We start from the raw sequence: 18,597 nt of genomic DNA, 5'->3' as shown, positions 1-18,597 counted from the left end.
GCGATGTCTTCAACCACTACAAAATCCATTGATGTCAAAAAAAGCCTGGTTGAGGCGATTCTCGCCGGTCTGATTGCCCTGATCGTGTTCGGGCCGATTGTCGGCGTGGTACTCGACGGCTACAGCTTCAACCTCGAACCGACCCGCGTGGCGTGGATCATTGCCATCGTCATGGCCGGCCGCTTTGCCCTGAGCCTGTTCCTGCAAACCCCCAAGGGCCTGAAAATCCTCGAAGGTTTCGAGAGCACCGGTTCCGGCGTGCATGTGCTGCCCGCCGATCACAAGTCCAGGCTGCGCTGGATCATCCCGCTGCTGATCGTGCTGGCGGTGATCGTGCCTTTCGTTTCCAATTCCTACCTGTTGGGCGTGGTCATCCTCGGACTGATCTACGTGCTGCTGGGGCTGGGGCTGAACATCGTGGTCGGTCTGGCCGGCCTGCTCGACCTCGGTTACGTGGCGTTCTACGCCATCGGCGCCTACGGTCTGGCGCTCGGTTATCAGTACCTCGGGCTGGGTTTCTGGACGGTGCTGCCGCTGGCGGCGATCACCGCTGGCCTGGCCGGTTGCATCCTTGGCTTCCCGGTGCTGCGTCTGCACGGTGACTACCTGGCGATCGTGACCCTCGGCTTCGGTGAAATCATCCGTCTGATCCTCAACAACTGGCTGTCCCTGACCGGCGGTCCGAACGGTATGCCGGCGCCACTGCCGACCTTCTTCGGTCTGGAGTTCGGCAAGCGGGCGAAGGATGGCGGGGTGCCGTTCCACGAGTTCTTCGGCATCGCCTACAACCCGGACGTGAAGTATTACTTCATCTACGCGGTGCTGTTCCTGGTGGTGCTGGCCGTGCTGTACATCAAGCATCGTCTGGTGAAGATGCCGGTCGGCCGCGCCTGGGAAGCCCTGCGTGAAGACGAGATCGCCTGCCGCTCGATGGGCCTCAACCACGTGCTGGTCAAGCTCTCGGCGTTCACCATCGGTGCATCCACGGCGGGTCTGGCAGGTGTGTTTTTCGCCACCTACCAAGGCTTCGTCAACCCGACCTCGTTCACCTTCTTCGAATCGGCGCTGATCCTCGCCATCGTCGTGCTCGGCGGTATGGGTTCGACCATCGGTGTGGTGATCGCAGCGTTCGTGCTGACCGTCGCCCCGGAACTGCTGCGCGGCTTCGCCGAATACCGCGTGCTGCTGTTCGGGATTCTGATGGTGTTGATGATGATCTGGCGACCTCGCGGGCTGATCCGCATCAGCCGTACCGGGGTCACTCCACGCAAAGGTGCCATTCACTATGAGAGGACTGCGCCATGAGTGAAGTCGTACTCTCTGTTGAAAAACTGATGATGCACTTCGGTGGCATCAAGGCCTTGAGCGACGTCAGCCTGAAGGTCAAACGCAATTCGATCTTCGCCCTGATCGGCCCCAACGGTGCCGGCAAGACCACAGTGTTCAACTGCCTGACCGGTTTCTACAAGGCCTCCGGCGGCAAGATCGAGCTCAACGTGCGCGGCCAGCAGACCAACGTCATCAAACTGCTGGGCGAGTCGTTCAAACCGACCGACTTCGTCTCGCCGAAAAACTTTGCCAGTCGTCTGTATTACAAAATGTTCGGTGGCACCCACCTGGTGAACCGCGCAGGGCTGGCCCGGACGTTCCAGAACATTCGCCTGTTCAAGGAAATGTCGGTGCTGGAAAACCTGCTGGTGGCCCAACACATGTGGGTCAACCGCAACATGCTGGCCGGCATCCTCAACACCAAGGGCTATCGCAAGGCCGAAAGCGACGCGCTGGACTGCGCGTTCTACTGGCTGGAAGTGGTGGATCTGGTGGACTGCGCCAACCGTCTGGCCGGTGAACTGTCCTACGGTCAGCAACGCCGACTGGAGATCGCCCGGGCCATGTGCACGCGGCCGCAGATCATCTGCCTCGACGAACCGGCCGCCGGCCTCAACCCTCAGGAAACCGAAGCGCTGAGCGCGATGATCCGGCTGCTGCGCGACGAGCACGATCTGACCGTGGTGCTGATCGAACACGACATGGGCATGGTAATGAGCATTTCCGATCACATCGTGGTGCTGGACCACGGCATCGTCATCGCCGAGGGCGGTCCGGACGATATCCGCCACGATCCGAAGGTGATTGCGGCTTACCTGGGCGCCGACGAAGAGGAAGTCGTATGACGCAACCCATCCTCGAACTCAAGGATCTGGACGTGTTCTATGGCCCGATCCAGGCACTCAAAGGCGTCTCGCTGCAGATCAACGAAGGGGAAACCGTCAGCCTGATCGGCTCCAACGGTGCGGGCAAGTCGACGCTGCTGATGTCGATCTTCGGCCAGCCACGGGCGGCGGGCGGGCAGATCCTTTATCAGGGCGTGGACATTACCCACAAGTCATCGCATTACATTGCCTCCAACGGCATCGCGCAGTCGCCGGAAGGGCGGCGGGTGTTCCCCGACATGACCGTCGAGGAAAACCTGCTGATGGGCACCATTCCGATCGGCGACAAGTACGCCAAGGAGGACATGCAGCGCATGTTCGAGTTGTTCCCGCGGCTCGAAGAGCGTCGCACCCAGCGCGCCATGACCATGTCCGGCGGCGAACAGCAAATGCTCGCCATCGCCCGGGCCCTGATGAGCCGACCCAAGCTGTTGCTGCTGGATGAGCCTAGCCTGGGTCTGGCGCCGATCGTGGTGAAACAGATCTTCGCGACCCTGCGGGAACTGGCGAAAACCGGCATGACTATTTTCCTCGTCGAGCAGAACGCCAACCATGCGTTGAGGCTGTCCGACCGGGCCTATGTGATGGTCAACGGCGAGATCCGCCTGACGGGTACCGGCAAGGAATTGCTGGTGAACGAGGAAGTGCGTAACGCCTATCTCGGCGGGCACTGAATTCTCAGGTTTTCCACAGCGATAAAGAGCCCCGAGACGCCAGTCCCGGGGCTTTTTTGTATCCAGAATCGATCACGATCCACGCCATTCCCGAAATTGTGGAAAACAAAATCACCAACCTGCCAAAGCGCGACATATAGACGCTGCAAATCGCTGTTTTTCCACAGTTTTGACTTGTCCCCGTTTGCTGTGGAGCCGGCTGTGAATAACGTGGGAGTAGCTGGCTGATAGCCTTTAAAACCGTGGCTTGCAGGCGTGTGGTTGTTTTTTGATCAGGGTTTTTGCCGGTTGCTGGAGACCCGTTTGTCAACCTTTTTATGGCCACGGCAAAACAGACGAATGCATGTGAGCAAGCCTGTGGATAAGTCTGTGATTAAACTCTGGAAAGACTGCGCTGAGGGCCGTGATTACTGGCCCTGCGCAATCACGGCGGTGACCGGCCGGTCGTGCAGAATGCCTTGCCCGGCACAAACGGCGGATCAGGGTCAAGCGAAAAACTTTGCTTTTGCCGCGCAAAGCCTTGTGTGGCGCGGCTTTGCGTATTTCCACTTGCCCCCGGAAACTGTGGAAGGGCTTGTGGATAACGTGCGTGCACATGGCTACAGGCCACGGTGCGTATGGCGTAGCGGCGATTGATCAATTAATGAGCAGGGTTCGGTGGTTGCCGGTTAAAGCAGGGCCGGGCATGCTGCCTGCTGATTTTCTATTCCAATGGCCGCCCCGGGTGGCCGAAGCAAGGAGAACACGATGTCCAACACCCTGTTTATCACCGGCGCGACGTCCGGTTTTGGTGAAGCCTGTGCCCGTCGTTTTGCCGAGGCCGGCTGGAAACTGGTGCTGACCGGTCGTCGTGAAGAACGCCTCAACGCGCTGTGCGCCGAGCTGTCGAAGCAGACCGAAGTGCATGGCCTGGTGCTGGACGTGCGTGATCGCAAGGCGATGGAGGAGGCGATTGCCAACCTGCCGCCATCCTTCGCCAAACTGCGCGGCCTGATCAACAACGCAGGTCTCGCGCTGGGCGTGGACCCTGCCCCCAAGTGCGACCTCGACGATTGGGACACCATGGTCGACACCAACGTCAAAGGCCTGATGTACAGCACTCGCCTGTTGCTGCCACGCCTGATCGCCCATGGTCGCGGCGCCGGCATCGTCAACCTCGGTTCCATCGCCGGTAACTACCCGTACCCGGGCAGCCACGTTTATGGCGCGACCAAGGCGTTCGTCAAACAGTTCTCGCTGAACCTGCGTTGCGACTTGCAGGGCACTGGCGTTCGCGTCAGCAACATCGAGCCGGGCCTGTGCGAGAGCGAATTCTCGCTGGTGCGCTTCGCCGGTGACCAGGCGCGTTACGACGCGACCTACGCCGGTGCCGAGCCGATCCAGCCGCAGGACATCGCCGAAACGATTTTCTGGGTACTGAATGCGCCGGCGCACATCAACATCAACAGCCTGGAACTGATGCCGGTGAGCCAGACCTGGGCGGGTTTTGCCATCGAGCGTAACAAGGTTTAAGACCGCTTAACGGCCCATCGCCAGCAGGCTGGCTCCCACATTGATTGCATTTTAATGTGGGAGCCCGCGGGCTGGCGAAGAGGGCAAATCGGCCAGAATCTGGCAGTAAGGTAGACTCATCCCTCAACAACCCAACCGCACCCTGCGGTTATCAAGGTTTTTCGAGGAGTCAAAGTGAGTAACCGAGGTGAGCAGTCGCTGCTCAAACAATCGACCCTTCTGATGTTCGCCGTGTCGATCGCCGGGATCGCCACCGGTTTTGTTTCGGGTTCCCAGTCCATCCTGTTCGATGGCTTTTTTTCGCTGATTGCCACGTTCATCAAAGTCCTGATGCTGATCACCGCGAAGCTGATCGCCAAGCAAAGCAACCAGCGTTTCCAGTTCGGTTTCTGGCACCTGGAGCCGATGGTGCTGCTGATCGAGGGCAGCTTCCTGCTGCTGATTGCGATCTACGCGTTTCTCAACGGCGTGTTCGGCATCATCAATGGCGGTCGTGAAATCGAGCTGGGCCTGGTGATCATCTACGCGGCGGTGTTCACCGTTGTCGAGTTCGCCTACTTCTTTTATGTACGCCACCGCAATCGCAAGCTCAAGTCGAGCCTGATCCAGTTCGACAACATCAGCTGGCTGGTGGACGCGATGCTGTCCGTGGGCCTGTTGATCAGTTTCCTCGCGGCGCTGCTGCTCAAGTCCCAGGGCTATGGCGAATGGGCGAAGTTCGTCGACCCGCTGATCCTCATCGTGCTGGCCCTGACCATGCTGCCTCCGGCGTTCAAGATCCTCGGTCCGGCGCTGCGTGACGTACTCGGCATTGCGCCGGACACGCTGGACGAGCAGGTGCGCGAGGTGATGGAGGTGGCGAAGGTCGAGCATGGTTTCGATGATTATGTGTCCTACGTGCAGAAGCACGGGCGGGCGCGATTTATCGAGATTCATGTGGTGTTGCCGGCGGATTACCGGTTGCAGAGCGTCGGTCAGCTGGATGGGCTGCGTGAGCAGATTTCCGCGAAGCTGGGCAAACCGGATGCGGCGCGCTGGCTGACCATCAGCTTCACCGGCGACAGGAAGTGGATTGCCTGATGTTGCGTGGCGAGGGAATTTGCTTCCTCGCCACTGCAGTCAGCTCAGATAGTCGGCGAGGCCGCGATAGCAGGTCGCCAGGTGATACGGCGTGGTCGACGGCATGTCCTTGCGGCTGACCTCGCCCTGTTCGTCGCGGCATTCATGCCAGCCACCCGCGTGCAGGAAGCGCTGCTGCAACGCCTGCAACTGGCGCAACACGGCGGCTTCGCTGTCCGGGCGCAAGGTCAGGGCGCGCAGGTATTCGGCCTGGGCCCAGATGCGCTGGGTCGAATCTTTCGGCCGCCCGTCCATATTCAGATCGAGCATGGCCCGTACCGCGCCGGACGATTGCACCACGCCGTATTGCTCGGTGAAGGCAAAGGCCCGGTCCAGCGCGGCATGCAGTTTCGAACCGCGCAGCAGAGCCGATGATTCCAGCAGGAAATACCACTCGAACTGATGGCCCGGCTCATACCAGTTATCCACAGCCCCCAGCGGTTTTTCCATCAGCACACCGGCCTGCGGATCGACGAAGTGCTTGTGCATGGCTGTGCATAACTCGCTCAGCGCTTGCTTGACCGGCGCATCTTCACGCACGGCCAACGTGGCCAGGAAGGCTTCGGCCAGGTGCATCAGCGGGTTTTGCAGCGGGCCGGTTTGCAGCGTGATCCAGTCGCGGTCGAGGCAGGCTTCGTAGAGGCCGTCACCGGTGGCGAAGCGCCGGCCGATGACTTCCAGTGCAGCGTTCAGGGTCGATTCCACCAACGGCTCACGAGACTTGTCCCAATAGTGGGCGCAAGCGAACAGGATGAAGGCGTGGGTGTAGAGGTCCTTGCGCTGATCCAGCGGTTTGCCCTGTGGATCGATGCTGTAAAACCAGCCGCCGAATTCGGCATCGTGGAAGTGCCGTTGCAGTGAGCGGAACAGAGCGGCTGCTCGAACTTCGGCGTTATCCACAACCCCGATCAGGCTGGAAAACAGGTACAGCTGCCGTGCGCAGGCCATGGCCCGATAGCGTTGCGGTGGCAGCGGCTGATGCGCGGCGTCGAGCGCCTCGTAAGGCAGTGCCATGTCGGCGTTCCAGCCCGGTCCTTGCCAGAGGGGCACGATCACGTCCAGAAAGTGCTGTTGCACTTCACCGAACAGGGTGGTCAATTCAGGCAGGGAGGCGGAGCGGGAAGCGTGGGGCATGGGCGGACGTCGTCACGGCAGGGGCGATTGCGCGACATGGTAGCAGAGAGTGGCGATCGATCGTTCCCGCGCCATGCGCAGGAACGATCAGAGGTGCCATTCAGCCTGCCAGCAACCACGCGCCGGTTACCGCCGAAGCGGCTCCGGCCAGTCGCACCAGCGGCGCGGCAGCCTGAGGCAGAAAACGCACGACCGCATAACCCGCCGCGTGCAACGCAGCCGTCGCGGCCACGAAACCGGCGGCATACGCCCAGGGGCTCGACATGTCCGGCAACTCCAGACCATGGGCCACGCCATGGAACAGTGCAAACAGCGCCGTCGCTGCCACCGCCATTACCAATGGCGGACGCACCGCCAGCGCCACCGCCAGACCCAGCGCCAGCACCGAAGCGGCAATCCCGCTTTCCAGCCCCGGCAACTCAAGTCCTTCAAAGCCGAGCAGGCCGCCAATCAGCATGGTGCCGACAAAGGTGCACGGCAGCGCCCAGCGCGCGGCGCCTTGCTGCTGCGCCGCCCACAGGCCGACGGCCACCATCGCCAGCAAATGGTCGAGGCCGCCGATCGGGTGGCTGATGCCCGCCACCAGGCCAGAGTCGCCGTGGCCGGGGTGAGCGAAGGCCAGTGCCGGTGTCAGCAGGAGTGCGACGGCGCCGAGAATGCGTTTGAGTGTCATGGAGAAGCTTCCTTGTTGATCTGTGAATCAGGCTGCAGTCAGCAGGCCCTGGCGTTCGATGAAGGCGATGATGTCTTCCAGGCCCTGACCGGTTTTCTGGTTGCTGAACACGAACGGCTTGCCGTTGCGCATGCGTTGGGTGTCGCTGTTCATCATCTCCAGCGAGGCCCCGACCAGCGGCGCGAGGTCGATCTTGTTGATCACCAGCAGGTCGGATTTGCAGATGCCGGGCCCGCCCTTGCGCGGCAGCTTGTCGCCGGCCGACACGTCGATCACGTAGATGGTCAGGTCGGACAGTTCCGGGCTGAAGGTTGCGGAAAGATTGTCGCCACCGGACTCCACCAGAATCAGGTCCAGCCCCGGAAAGCGCCGGTTCAGTTGATCTACCGCTTCGAGGTTGATCGAGGCGTCTTCGCGGATCGCCGTGTGCGGGCAGCCGCCGGTTTCCACGCCGATGATGCGTTCCGGCGCCAGAGCTTCGTTGCGCACCAGGAAGTCGGCGTCTTCGCGGGTGTAGATGTCGTTGGTGACCACTGCCAGGTTGTAGCGCTCGCGCAGCGCCAGGCACAGGGCCAGGGTCAACGCGGTTTTGCCGGAACCGACCGGGCCGCCAATACCGACGCGCAGGGGTTGTGTGTTCATGTGATTCTCCAGACTGAAAGGCCCTAGGAACGGAACAGGCGGCTGTACTGGCGCTCATGGGCCATGCACGCCAGGGACAGACCGAACGCGGCACTGCCGAGGTGTTCGGGATTGATTCGGGTGGCGTCCTGCTGGGCCTGTTGCAACAGCGGCAGCAGTTCGCTGGTCAGGCGCTGGGCGGCTTGCTGGCCCAGCGGCAAGGTTTTCATCAGCACCGCGAGCTGGTTTTCCAGCCAGCTCCACAGCCAGGCGGCGAGGGCGTCCTGCGGGGTGATCTGCCAGGCGCGGGCCGCCAGTGCCCAGCACAGGGCCAGATGCGGTTCGTCGCAGTGTTCGAGAAAGTCCCGCGCGGCCTGATCGAGTTCGGGCAAGCCGTTGAGCAATTGCTGCAACGAGTAACCCATCTGCCGGCTCTCCAGATGCAGTTCGCGAGTTTCGCGGCTGGCACGGTGGCTTTCGCAGAGCTTGCGCAATTCATCCCAGCGTTCGTCCGCTGCCGCCTGGCAATGGGCGAGTAGCAGGGGAGCCTCGAACCGCGCGAGGTTGAGCAGTAATTGATCGCTGATCCAGCGCCGGGCGCTGTCCGGGTTATTCACTCGGCCGTTATCCACAGCCATCTCCAGACCCTGGGAATAGCTGTAGCCGCCAATCGGCAGTTGCGGACTGGCCAGGCGCAGCAGCGCCCAGGCCGGGTTCACAAACGGACGCCGAACTGGTGGAGTTTCGGCGCGTAGTTGAAGTCTTCTTCACCGTGCCGCGAATGGTGGTGGCCGCCACCGTAGGCGCCGTGTTCCGGTTGGAACGGGGCTTCGATGGACTCCACCTGCGCACCCAGTTGCTCAAGCATGGCTTTGAGTACGTAATCGTCGAGCAGGCGCAACCAGCCATCGCCGACTTGCAGCGCTACATGGCGATTGCCCAGGTGATAGGCCGCGCGGGTCAGTTCGAAGGCGTTGGCGCAGGTGACGTGCAACAGTTGTTCGGGGCGGGCGCAGACCCGGACGATCCGGCCATCTTCAGCCTGCAGGCATTCGCCGTCATGCAGCGGCGGCTGGCCGCGCTCCAGAAACAGTCCGACGTCTTCGCCGTCGGCACTGAAACAGCGCAGACGGCTTTTGCTCCTGGCCTCGAAGGTCAGGTGCAACTCGGCGGCCCAGACGGGTTGGGGATCGATTCTGCGATGAATCACCAGCATCGGAAAGCTTCCTGCTAAGAACAATGCTCAGGCTAGAGCAAGGGGCTTGCCAATCGGACGAGACGTAGGAAAACCCTGTCGGAGACTAGCGGATGTTTCAAGATGTTGCAGGATTGTGAGGTGTTTTGGTGCATGAAGTTTTTTACATGCACCAATTTGCGGCGCAAAAAAAATCGCAGCCTTGGCTGCGATTTTTTGCTGACTCACTCGGTACTGCCGAGCCCTTGCCAGTGCTTCAACCCGATAAAGATGAAGCGCAACTGCTGGGTGATCTTCGCCTGGGGCGTCAGATGTTCGGGCAGGGCTTCGGCGGGCGGGTCGATGATGTCCGGCAGGGTGGCGAACACCGATTTGACGATCAGGTCGGCCATCACGCTCAGTCCCTCGCGATTGAGGTGCTGGAGCTTGGGCATGAGGGCCAGGTCCGCCGCCAGGTCGGAGCTGATGTCCTCCCGCAAACGGCCAATGGCCTGACGTACCGGCAGCGATCCGCCGTACTGCTCACGGGCCAGAAACAGGAATTGCGAACGGTTGGCGCTGACCACGTCGAGGAAGATCCGCACCGAGGCATCGATGATCCCGCCCATGACGAATTCGTTGTGGCGCACCAGGCGGATGGTTTCGCGGAAGGTCTGGCCGACTTCGCTGACCAGTACCAGACCGAGTTCGTCCATGTCGGCGAAATGCCGGTAGAAACCGGTGGGCACGATGCCGGCGGTTTTCGTCACTTCACGCAGGCTCAGGCTGCCGAATCCTCGGCCGCTTTCCATCAAGTGGCGGGCAGCGTCCATCAGGGCGTTGCGGGTTTGTTGTTTCTGTTCGGCGCGGGGCAGCATCGCAAGGGTGTGTTCTTAGGCAAGACAAGCGCCGCACTCTAGCAAATCGGCTTTGCCGGCGTCGAACGGCAGCGGGGGAGAGTGAGCAGGGAAATCTCGACTTCTTTTATGCCGGCATCTGAAAAGTCAAAAGCCCAATCCGGGGATTGGGCTTTTCTTCCAGGCCGCCACGGGCTTAGCTCAAAGCGCTGTTGCGTTCGATCACGCGGTCACCACCACCTTCGGCCAGGGTTTGACCTTGTGGGGTCTTGTCGTAGCCGTCGGAAGCCAGGGTCTGACCTTGTGGGGTCTTGTCGTAGCCGTCAGCAGCGAGGGTTTGACCTTGTGGAGTCTTGTCATAACCGTCCTGGACCAGACCTTTCTCTTCCAGACGATCACGGCCGCCTTCAGCTAAGGTTTGGCCTTGTGGGGTCTTGTCATAGCCATCTTGAACCAGACCTTTTTCTTCCAGACGGTTGCGACCGTTTTCAGCCAGGGTCTGGCCTTGTGGAGTGCGGTCCGAACCGTCAGCCGCGACAGTCTGGCTGAACACCGAGTGGCTGGATTTCACTTGCGGGGTAGCCTGATCGGTAGCTGGCAGAGCGAAAGCGGTGCTGGCCAGCATCGAGAGGGCAAGACTGAACAGAAGTTGGCGTTTCATGATGGGTTGCTCCTTGGGAGGGCGATAAAGTGGGTACGAAGCCAATGCTACTCTCGATAAGTCGATATAAAAGTTCATAAACACAATGGTAATAATCAACAGAATTGATTGTTCGCTTGGGAGGCTCTAGCTCGGGCGTTTCAGGCGGGCGGTTTTGCACTGCGGTGGGTATTTTCCACCCACTTGCGCCCCGCAAAAGTGCGGGGGCGGTAACGCCGATTCGACCGATCGGTCAGAATGGCCACCGTTTTTTGGCCCCGATGGGGCTTTCGATTAAACCTGCGGGCGGTTTGTCAGTCGTAGACTTCATGAGGGCCTTGCATGGCCCGTTGTATCAGCGGCGTCGATCCGCAGTCGTTTTCAGGAGCTTTGTGCATGACGCGCACCCGTAAAATCTTCGCCTGGACCTTCGCCACCCTCGTGCTGTTGCTGGCGGTGCTGGTCCTGATCATCGTGTTCTTCGACTGGAACCGGATCAAACCGCCGCTCAACGCCAAAGTTTCGGAAGAACTGCACCGACCGTTCGCCATCAATGGCAACCTCGCCGTGGTCTGGCAGCGCGAACCGGACGAGGGCGGCTGGCGCGCCTGGGTGCCGTGGCCCCATGTGGTGGCCGAAGACCTGACCCTGGGCAACCCGGACTGGTCCAAGCAGCCGCAGATGGTCACCCTCAAAAAGGTCGAGTTGCGCATCTCGCCGCTGGCCTTGCTGGCGCAACGGGTGACGATCCCGCGCATCGACCTGACCGAACCCAACGCCCAATTGCAGCGTCTGGCCGATGGCCGCGCCAACTGGACGTTCAAATTCGATCCCAAGGACCCGAATGCGGAACCGTCGAACTGGGTGGTGGACATCGGCGCCATCGGTTTCGACAAGGGACACGTCACCCTGGACGACCAGACCCTCAAGACCAACCTCGATCTGCTGATCGATCCGCTGGGCAAGCCGATTCCCTTCAGCGAAATCGTCGGCGACAAAGCGGCGAAAACCGCGCTGGAAAAGGGCGGTGCACCGCAGGATTACGCTTTTGCACTGAAAGTCACCGGCCAGTACCACGGTCAGAAACTCACCGGACAAGGCAAGGTCGGCGGCCTGCTGGCCCTGCAGGATGCGGCCAAACCGTTCCCGCTGCAGGCCCAGGCGAAGATCGGCGAAACCAGCATCGAACTCGCCGGCACCCTGACTGATCCGCTGAACCTCGGCGCCCTCGACCTGCGCCTGAAACTGGCGGGTGCCAGCCTCGGCAATCTCTATCCGCTGACTGGCGTCACTCTGCCGGATACGCCGCCGTATTCCACCGACGGTCATCTGATCGCCAAGCTGCATGAGCCGGACGGCGCGCAGTTCCGCTACGAGCAGTTCAACGGCAAGATCGGTGGCAGCGACATTCACGGTGACCTGGCTTACGTTGCCAGCCAGCCACGGCCCAAACTCAGCGGAGCGCTGCTGTCCAATCAACTGCTGTTTGTCGACCTCGCGCCGCTGATCGGCGCAGACTCCAACGACAAGCAAAAGGCCCGTGGTGGCGAGAGCAAGCAACCGGCGGACAAGGTTCTGCCGGTGGAAGAGTTCAAGACCGATCGTTGGCGGGCGATGGACGCCGACGTCGAATTTACCGGCAAACGCATCGTTCACAGTGAGAAGCTGCCGTTCACTGACCTCTATACCCACCTCAAGCTCAACGACGGCGAACTGAGCCTGGAACCGCTGCGCTTCGGCGTGGCCGGCGGGAACCTTGATGCGCAGATCCGCCTCAACGGCCGCACCGAACCTTTGGAAGGCCGGGCGAAACTGACCGCACGCAAGTTCAAGCTCAAGCAGCTGTTCCCGACCTTCGAGCCGATGAAGACCAGTTTCGGCGAGCTCAACGGCGATGCCGACATCAGCGGTCGCGGCAACTCGGTGGCCAAACTGCTGGGCGGCGCCAACGGCAACCTGAAGATGCTGATCAACGACGGCGCGATCAGCCGGGAGTTGATGGAGCTGGCGGGACTCAACGTCGGCAACTACGTGGTTGGCAAGGTCTTTGGCGACAAGGAAGTGAAGATCAATTGCGCGGCGGCGGATTTTGATATCAAGACCGGCCTGGCGACCACGCGGCTGTTCGTGTTCGATACCGAGAACGCGATCATCTACATCGACGGCACGGCGAACATGGCCACCGAGCAACTGGACCTGACCGTGACACCGGAATCCAAAGGCTGGCGTCTGATTTCCCTGCGTTCGCCGTTGTACGTGCGCGGCAAGTTCATCAAGCCGGACGCCGGGGTCAAAGCGGTGCCGTTGATGCTGCGCGGTGCCGGCATGGTGGCGCTCGGCGTGATCGCTGCACCGGCGGCGGGGTTGCTGGCACTGGTGGCGCCGAGTGGTGGCGAGCCGAACCAGTGCGCGCCGTTGCTGGAGCAGATGAAGGCGGGCAAGGCACCCGTGACCGTCAAACCCACCAAATGATTCTTTAGCGTTTATCAGAAAGCTATCGCGGGCAAGCCCGCTCCCACAGGTTCAGTGAAAACCCTGTGGGAGCGGGCTTGCCCGCGATTGGGTCTGGAGTAATCAGAGGTCTTTCAGGATGTCCGCCATGTCATCGGCATGCTCTTCTTCCTGAGCCAGGATGTCTTCGAAGATCCGGCGCGTTGTCGGATCCTTTTCGCCGATGTACTGGATGATCTCGCGATAGCTGTCGATGGCGATCCGCTCGGCCACCAGGTCTTCGTAGACCATTTCCTTCAGGGTTTTGCCGGCCACGTATTGCGCGTGGGACATCTTCGACAGCAGATCCGGGTTGAACTCGGGCTCGCCGCCCAGTTGCACGATGCGCTCGGCGAGGCGGTCGGCGTGAGCCGCTTCCTGAGTGGCGTGCTCGAGAAATTCGTCGGCGGCGACGTTGGCTTTCAGGCCGTTGGCCATGAAGTAGTGGCGCTTGTAGCGCAAGACGCAGACCAGTTCGGTGGCCAGCGATTCATTGAGCAGGCGCAGCACTTCTTCTCGATTGGCGCTGTAGCTTTCGGTCACTGCGCCGTTTTCGACGTGTTGTCGTGCGCGCTCGCGCAGGGTTTGAACATCAGACAAATGCAGGTCACTCATTTCAGTCTCCTGGAGGCTAATCCGATTGGCGCCACGTTCTGCCGACGTGATCGCTACCCAGGTTGTGAGTGATGCGCGCTGCAAAAAGTTTTATGTATTTTTCGCGGATCTCGGTGATAGCCCGGACAGCTGCGCCTCTTCCTGCAACCAGGCGAAGAATGCGCGTACCGGCGGATGCCGCTCGCGACCCGGCACGCACAGTGCGCTGTAGCCCGCGCCATCGACCTGCACCTCGCCCTTGTACGGCACCAGCAAACCGCTGGCGACGCTCTCCGACACCAGAATATTGCTTGCCAGCACCAACCCCTGTCCGGCGATGGCCGCTTGCAGGGCGTAGTGTTCTTCGTCGTATTCGCGGATCACCGGATGCTGGTTCATCCAGTTCTCCCCGGACTTGCCGCACCACGCTTCCCAGCCATGGGCGTACAGCTTCGAGTTGTGCCAGTGCACGCTGATCAGCGATGGCGTGCGACGGGCGGCCAGCGCCACCTGCTCCGGCGAGCCGTAAACGCCGAAGGATTCATCGAACAGGCACAACCCGTAGAGGTTCGGGTAATCGTCGAGGCTGTAGCGCAGCACCAGATCGACGCTGGCGTCCTGATGCAGGTCGATCACTTCGCAATGGGTGTCCAGCCGCACGTTGATGTTCGGGTGCTTTGCATAAAACCGTCCCAGTCGCGGCACCAGCCACAGCGCGGCGAACGCGGCGGTGGTCGACAGCGTCAGGCTGCTGCCGCTGCGCTGCGGGCGCAGGGTGTCGACGCTTTGTGCCACTTCCAATAGCGCGCCGTGCAGGCTGCGGAACAGCCGCTCGCCGCCCTCGGTCAGGCGCACCTGACGCGGCAGGCGTTCGAACAGCGCCACGCCGAGCCAGTCTTCCAGCGAGCGGATCTGATGAGAAATCGCCGTCGGCGTCACCGCAAGTTCTTCGGCGGCCGCCTTGAAGCTCAACAGGCGTGAGGCGGATTCGAAGGCGCGCAGGGCGGTCAATGGCAGTGAAGCGAACATGGAAAGCTCCATGGATGAAAACAATTCATCCAGACTGATTTTTGCTCATTTGAGGTGAAGAAGTGATGCCTGCAATCTGGCGCCACACAGTCACTCAAGTCTAGCCCCAAGGAGTTTCAGATGAGCAAGATTCTTGCGATCCATGCCAGCCCACGCGGTGAGCGTTCCCATTCACGGCGCCTGGCGGAAAGTTTTCTCAGTGCCTGGCAAGTCCGTCATCCACAGGCACAAGTCACCCGCCGCGAGGTGGGGCGTGCACTGATTCCGGCGGTCAACGAGGCATTTGTCGCGGCGGCGTTTTATCCGGAGCCCGAAGCACGGCCGTTGTCGATGCAAGCCGATCTGGCCCTCAGCGATCAACTGGTGGGGGAGTTGTTCGATCACGACCTGCTGCTGATTTCCACGCCGATGTACAACTTCAACGTGCCCAGCGGCCTCAAGGCCTGGGTCGATCAGATCGTGCGGTTGGGCCTGACGTTCGACCACACCCTAGACAACGGCGTGGCCCAGTACACGCCGCTGTTGAAGGGCAAGAGAGCGCTGATTGTCACCAGTCGCGGTGGCTTCGGTTTCGGCCCGGGTGGTGAGCTGGAGGCGCTGAACCACGCCGACCCGTGGCTGCGCACGGCACTGGGCTTCATCGGCATCAACGACGTCACGGTGGTCGCGGCCGAGGGCGAAGAATCCGCCGAACGCACCTTTGCGGTGTCGGTGGCCGAGGCCGAGCAGCGCTTGCTCGACCTGGCCCGGGAGTTCTAGGTGGCCTGGCTGTTTCTGCTGATCGCCGCCGGGTTCGAAGTCACCTTCGCCATGGGCATGAAATACGCCGAAGGTTTCACCCGGCTGTGGCCGTCGCTAATCACCGTGGTTGCGGCGGTGGGCGGGGTTTATTTCCTGACCCTGGCCATGCGCGAGCTGCCGGTGAGCATTGCCTACCCGATCTGGACCGCCATCGGCTCGCTCGGTACGGTGTTTCTCGGTTTCGCGCTACTGGGCGAAAGCCTGACGCTGGTGAAGTTGCTGTCGGTGGGGCTGATTGTGGCGGGGGTGGTGGGGCTGAAGTAGGCTGGTCGTGGAGTTGTCATCATCAAGGAGGATGCTTGGCGGGCGTTTTGCACATCATGCCTCCACCCACCGACCACAGGGATGTCTGCCCATGTCGCAGGATTCGGCCACACGTTATCCACTGGTGCTGGTGCCGGGAATGCTCGGTTTCATCCGTCTGGTGCTGTACCCGTACTGGTACGGGATCATCAAAGCGTTGCGCCGGGGTGGGGCGACGGTGATTGCGGTGCAGGTGTCGCCGCTCAATTCCACCGAGGTGCGCGGCGAGCAGTTGCTGGCGCGGATCGATGAAATCCTGCGCGAGACTGGTGCGGACAAGGTCAATCTGTTCGGCCATAGCCAGGGCTCGTTGACGGCGCGTTATGCGGCAGCCAAACGCCCGGATCTGGTGGCCTCGGTGACCTCGGTGGCCGGGCCCAATCATGGTTCGGAACTGGCTGACTATCTGGCGAAGCACTATCCGGCGGACAGCGCTCGGGGCCGCATCCTCGAGGCGCTGTTGCGTTTTGTCGGCTGGCTGATGGCACTTATGGAAACCGGTTACCACGGGCCGAAACTGCCGGTGGATATCCATGCTTCGCACAACTCCCTGACCACTGAAGGGGTGGCGCTGTTCAACCAGCGTTATCCACAGGGCTTGCCGGAAACGTGGGGCGGGCACGGGCCGGAAGAGGTCAACGGCGTGCGTTATTACTCATGGTCCGGCACCTTGCAGCCGGGCAAGACCGATCACGGCGGCAACCTGTTCGACGGCACCAACCGCAGCTGTCGGTTGTTCGCCAAAACCTTCGTGCGCGAGCCGGGACAGTGCGACGGCATGGTCGGACGCTACAGCTCGCACCTCGGCACGGTCATCGGCGATGACTACCCGATGGATCACTTCGATATCGTCAACCAGTCACTGGGACTGGTCGGCAAAGGGGCGGACCCGGTGCGGCTGTTTGTCGAGCACGCGGCGCGGTTGAAAGCCGCCGGGGTCTAGGCGGCGCTTGGAGTGCGGGAGCGGCCGAGGACGGTGGTCCAGCGCTCGGAAAGAATCACCCCGCCCAGCGTCAGCAAGCCACCGACCAGGTGATACATCGCCAGTTGTTCCTTCAGCACCACCGCAGCAATCAGCGCGGTGATCAGCGGCAGCAGGTTGAAGAACAGCGTGGTCCGGCTCGGCCCCAAACGCTGCACGGCCTGCATCCACGCCAGCGGCGCGAGCATCGAGGCCAGCAGGCACGCGTACAGCACCAGCGGAATGTTTTGCGGGGTCAGGCCGGTCTTCGGGGACATGGCGTACAACGGAAACAGCACCACCACCGCCACCAGCACCTGAAGGTACAGCAACACCAGCGGCGGCAGGCGCAGCTGCCATTTTTTCAGCAGCGTGCTGTAGATCGCGTAGGCGAGGGTGGCAATCAGCATCATCGCGTCACCCAGGTTCACCCCGTGTTGCAGCAGCGCGCCGAGGCTGCCGGACGACACCACCACCAGCACACCGGCAAATGACAGCACCGCACCGACCAGCGCGCCGGCGGTCAGGCGCTGGCCGAGACTTATGATTGCCATGGCCAGCGACATCAACGGCATCAACGACAGGATGATGCCCATGTTGGTGGCGCTGGTCATGGTCGCCGCGAAGTAAGCCAGGCTCTGATAGACCGCCATGCCCAGCACGCCGAGGATGAAAATCTTGCCCAGGTTCGGGCGGATCTGCGGCCAGTGTGCAATCACCTTTTTCAGCATGAACGGGGTGAACAGCAGCCCGGCGAGCAGCCAGCGGTAGAAGCCGATTTCGGCGGGGAAGATCGCGCCGACGGCCAGCTTGTTGATCACGGTGTTGCCGGCCCAGATGAAAATCGCCAGCAGGGGAAACGCGTATTGCATGGGAAGAGAAACCAGTACGTTGATGAACGGTGATTATCCCCTGTCTGGATGCAGGCCTATACTGCGAACCGGACAATCCGCCCCAGATTCCGGACAGCATGAACAGTAAACACATCGATCTGCTGGATTTCAGCGAATTGCCGTCGGCGGTGTATTTCCGCTATGCCGACTTCAACGCCCACGAATACGCCGCGCCGCACCGCCACCCGTGGGGCACGCTGGAATACGCGGCCCACGGCGTGCTGCACATGGATGTCGACGGCAGCCGCTTCATGTCGCCGCCGCAATATGCGGTGTGGGTGCCGCCGCAGGTCGAGCACAGTTTCTACAGCCATCAGCCGGTGAATTATCGGGCGGTGTGCCTGGCGCCCGAGGTCTGCGCGGACTTGCCGGCGCAGGCTTGCAACCTGGCGATCAGCGATATTCTCAAAGCCATCCTCAAGGACTTCGCCGCCCGGGATGTGAAGATCCCCGCGTTCGACGCCGACCAGCGTCTGGCCCAAGTGCTGGTGGATCAACTGCGCCAGGCACCGGTTCACCAATGTTATCTGCCCTATGCCAGCAGCCCCCGTTTGCTGACCATCCTCGAAACCCTGCAGGCCGAGCCCGGCAACAACGAGCCGCTGGCGCACTGGGCGGCGCAGGTGCATGTCAGCGAACGCACCCTGGCCCGGCAATTCGTGCGGGAGCTGGGGATGAGTTTCGGCGAGTGGCGCCAGCGCCTTCGCTATCTCGCGGCGATCGAGGCACTGGAAAGTTCGCGCAGTGTGCAGGAAATCGCCTTCGATCTCGGTTACAGCAGCGGCTCGGCGTTCATCGCCATGTTCGCCCGTCAGGCCGGGTGCACGCCGGAGCAATACCGGCGCAGTCACCTGGAGAGTAGGAAGGTGTAACAAGCTTTGACTACACTCAGCCGGAGGCCGTATCCAT

At 61.4% G+C, this 18,597-nt stretch carries 20 protein-coding genes; 10 read left to right on the top strand and 10 right to left on the bottom strand.

Going from position 1 to position 18,597, the window contains the following annotated elements; genetic code table 11:
• Positions 1 to 3: 3 nt before the first annotated feature.
• From livM to M5B44_RS05640, 5 genes are all read left to right on the top strand, one after another.
• Positions 4 to 1,305 carry a high-affinity branched-chain amino acid ABC transporter permease LivM gene (gene livM, locus M5B44_RS05660; protein WP_114881230.1) on the top strand — a complete coding sequence of 434 codons (1,302 nt, stop codon included), beginning with the start codon at positions 4 to 6 and terminating at the stop codon, positions 1,303 to 1,305.
• Entirely contained in the window at positions 1,302 to 2,174 is an 873-nt protein-coding gene (locus tag M5B44_RS05655) for an ATP-binding cassette domain-containing protein (protein WP_065258801.1), read from the top strand. The genes livM and M5B44_RS05655 overlap by 4 nt, the downstream gene beginning before the upstream one ends.
• The gene (locus M5B44_RS05650) at positions 2,171 to 2,887 is read left to right on the top strand and encodes an ABC transporter ATP-binding protein (RefSeq protein WP_248738511.1); all 717 of its coding nucleotides are present in this window, start codon (positions 2,171 to 2,173) and stop codon (positions 2,885 to 2,887) included. The genes M5B44_RS05655 and M5B44_RS05650 overlap by 4 nt, the downstream gene beginning before the upstream one ends.
• Before the next feature lie 747 nt (positions 2,888 to 3,634).
• The gene (locus M5B44_RS05645; protein ID WP_115076362.1) at positions 3,635 to 4,399 is read left to right on the top strand and encodes an SDR family oxidoreductase; all 765 of its coding nucleotides are present in this window, start codon (positions 3,635 to 3,637) and stop codon (positions 4,397 to 4,399) included.
• A gap of 174 nt (positions 4,400 to 4,573) precedes the next feature.
• A complete protein-coding gene (locus tag M5B44_RS05640) occupies positions 4,574 to 5,479 on the top strand; it encodes a cation diffusion facilitator family transporter (RefSeq protein ID WP_248738510.1) in 906 nt (301 codons plus the stop codon).
• A 39-nt stretch (positions 5,480 to 5,518) separates the two neighbouring features.
• On the opposite strand, the gene M5B44_RS05635 is transcribed toward M5B44_RS05640, so the two are convergent.
• The 7 genes from M5B44_RS05635 to M5B44_RS05605 form a co-directional block, all read right to left on the bottom strand.
• Complete coding sequence (locus tag M5B44_RS05635; protein ID WP_248738509.1) at positions 5,519 to 6,652, bottom strand: AGE family epimerase/isomerase; 1,134 nt, start codon at positions 6,650 to 6,652, stop codon at positions 5,519 to 5,521.
• Between the two features lie 100 nt (positions 6,653 to 6,752).
• Complete coding sequence (locus M5B44_RS05630; RefSeq protein WP_248738508.1) at positions 6,753 to 7,325, bottom strand: HupE/UreJ family protein; 573 nt, start codon at positions 7,323 to 7,325, stop codon at positions 6,753 to 6,755.
• A gap of 27 nt (positions 7,326 to 7,352) precedes the next feature.
• Positions 7,353 to 7,967 carry an urease accessory protein UreG gene (ureG, locus tag M5B44_RS05625; RefSeq protein ID WP_007950645.1) on the bottom strand — a complete coding sequence of 205 codons (615 nt, stop codon included), beginning with the start codon at positions 7,965 to 7,967 and terminating at the stop codon, positions 7,353 to 7,355.
• A gap of 23 nt (positions 7,968 to 7,990) precedes the next feature.
• Positions 7,991 to 8,665 (bottom strand): urease accessory protein UreF, encoded by a 675-nt coding sequence (locus M5B44_RS05620; protein ID WP_248738507.1) that lies wholly within the window; start codon positions 8,663 to 8,665, stop codon positions 7,991 to 7,993.
• Entirely contained in the window at positions 8,662 to 9,162 is a 501-nt protein-coding gene (ureE, locus tag M5B44_RS05615) for an urease accessory protein UreE (protein WP_085711182.1), read from the bottom strand. The genes M5B44_RS05620 and ureE overlap by 4 nt, the downstream gene beginning before the upstream one ends.
• A 203-nt stretch (positions 9,163 to 9,365) precedes the next feature.
• Positions 9,366 to 9,998 carry a TetR family transcriptional regulator gene (locus tag M5B44_RS05610; RefSeq protein ID WP_007950628.1) on the bottom strand — a complete coding sequence of 211 codons (633 nt, stop codon included), beginning with the start codon at positions 9,996 to 9,998 and terminating at the stop codon, positions 9,366 to 9,368.
• A 175-nt stretch (positions 9,999 to 10,173) separates the two neighbouring features.
• Entirely contained in the window at positions 10,174 to 10,638 is a 465-nt protein-coding gene (locus tag M5B44_RS05605; RefSeq protein WP_248738506.1) for a hypothetical protein, read from the bottom strand.
• Between the two features lie 375 nt (positions 10,639 to 11,013).
• Here M5B44_RS05605 and M5B44_RS05600 point away from each other — a divergent pair, with 375 nt between their 5' ends.
• On the top strand, positions 11,014 to 13,089 hold the full coding sequence (locus M5B44_RS05600; protein WP_248738505.1) for an AsmA family protein: 2,076 nt from the start codon (positions 11,014 to 11,016) through the stop codon (positions 13,087 to 13,089).
• Between the two features lie 102 nt (positions 13,090 to 13,191).
• Here the strand turns inward: M5B44_RS05600 and M5B44_RS05595 are convergent, their stop codons facing one another.
• On the bottom strand, positions 13,192 to 13,722 hold the full coding sequence (locus tag M5B44_RS05595) for a ferritin-like domain-containing protein (protein ID WP_085711185.1): 531 nt from the start codon (positions 13,720 to 13,722) through the stop codon (positions 13,192 to 13,194).
• A 90-nt stretch (positions 13,723 to 13,812) separates the two neighbouring features.
• The gene (locus M5B44_RS05590; RefSeq protein WP_248738504.1) at positions 13,813 to 14,742 is read right to left on the bottom strand and encodes a LysR substrate-binding domain-containing protein; all 930 of its coding nucleotides are present in this window, start codon (positions 14,740 to 14,742) and stop codon (positions 13,813 to 13,815) included.
• Between the two features lie 108 nt (positions 14,743 to 14,850).
• On the opposite strand from M5B44_RS05590, the gene M5B44_RS05585 reads away from it, so the two are divergent.
• The 3 genes from M5B44_RS05585 to M5B44_RS05575 all read left to right on the top strand — a co-directional run bounded on the left by M5B44_RS05585 (position 14,851) and on the right by M5B44_RS05575 (position 16,777).
• Positions 14,851 to 15,489, top strand: a complete 639-nt coding sequence (locus M5B44_RS05585) for an FMN-dependent NADH-azoreductase (RefSeq protein ID WP_114881240.1) — start codon at positions 14,851 to 14,853, stop codon at positions 15,487 to 15,489.
• Positions 15,490 to 15,795 (top strand): DMT family transporter, encoded by a 306-nt coding sequence (locus M5B44_RS05580; protein ID WP_011332220.1) that lies wholly within the window; start codon positions 15,490 to 15,492, stop codon positions 15,793 to 15,795.
• Between the two features lie 91 nt (positions 15,796 to 15,886).
• Entirely contained in the window at positions 15,887 to 16,777 is an 891-nt protein-coding gene (locus M5B44_RS05575; RefSeq protein ID WP_248738503.1) for an esterase/lipase family protein, read from the top strand.
• Here M5B44_RS05575 and M5B44_RS05570 read toward each other — a convergent pair.
• The gene (locus M5B44_RS05570; RefSeq protein ID WP_248738502.1) at positions 16,774 to 17,667 is read right to left on the bottom strand and encodes a DMT family transporter; all 894 of its coding nucleotides are present in this window, start codon (positions 17,665 to 17,667) and stop codon (positions 16,774 to 16,776) included. The two genes, M5B44_RS05575 and M5B44_RS05570, sit on opposite strands and share 4 nt — an antisense overlap.
• Before the next feature lie 98 nt (positions 17,668 to 17,765).
• On the opposite strand from M5B44_RS05570, the gene M5B44_RS05565 reads away from it, so the two are divergent.
• Positions 17,766 to 18,560: an AraC family transcriptional regulator gene (locus M5B44_RS05565; protein ID WP_248738501.1), complete on the top strand. Its 795-nt coding sequence runs from the start codon at positions 17,766 to 17,768 to the stop codon at positions 18,558 to 18,560.
• The last annotated feature ends 37 nt before the right edge of the window (positions 18,561 to 18,597 follow it).

It is taken from the genome of Pseudomonas sp. MWU12-2029, from assembly GCF_023242425.1.
Lineage (GTDB): Bacteria > Pseudomonadota > Gammaproteobacteria > Pseudomonadales > Pseudomonadaceae > Aquipseudomonas > Aquipseudomonas kribbensis.
The sequence above is the reverse complement of the archived record's forward strand: the minus strand, read 5'-3'. Positions and strand labels throughout refer to the sequence as shown.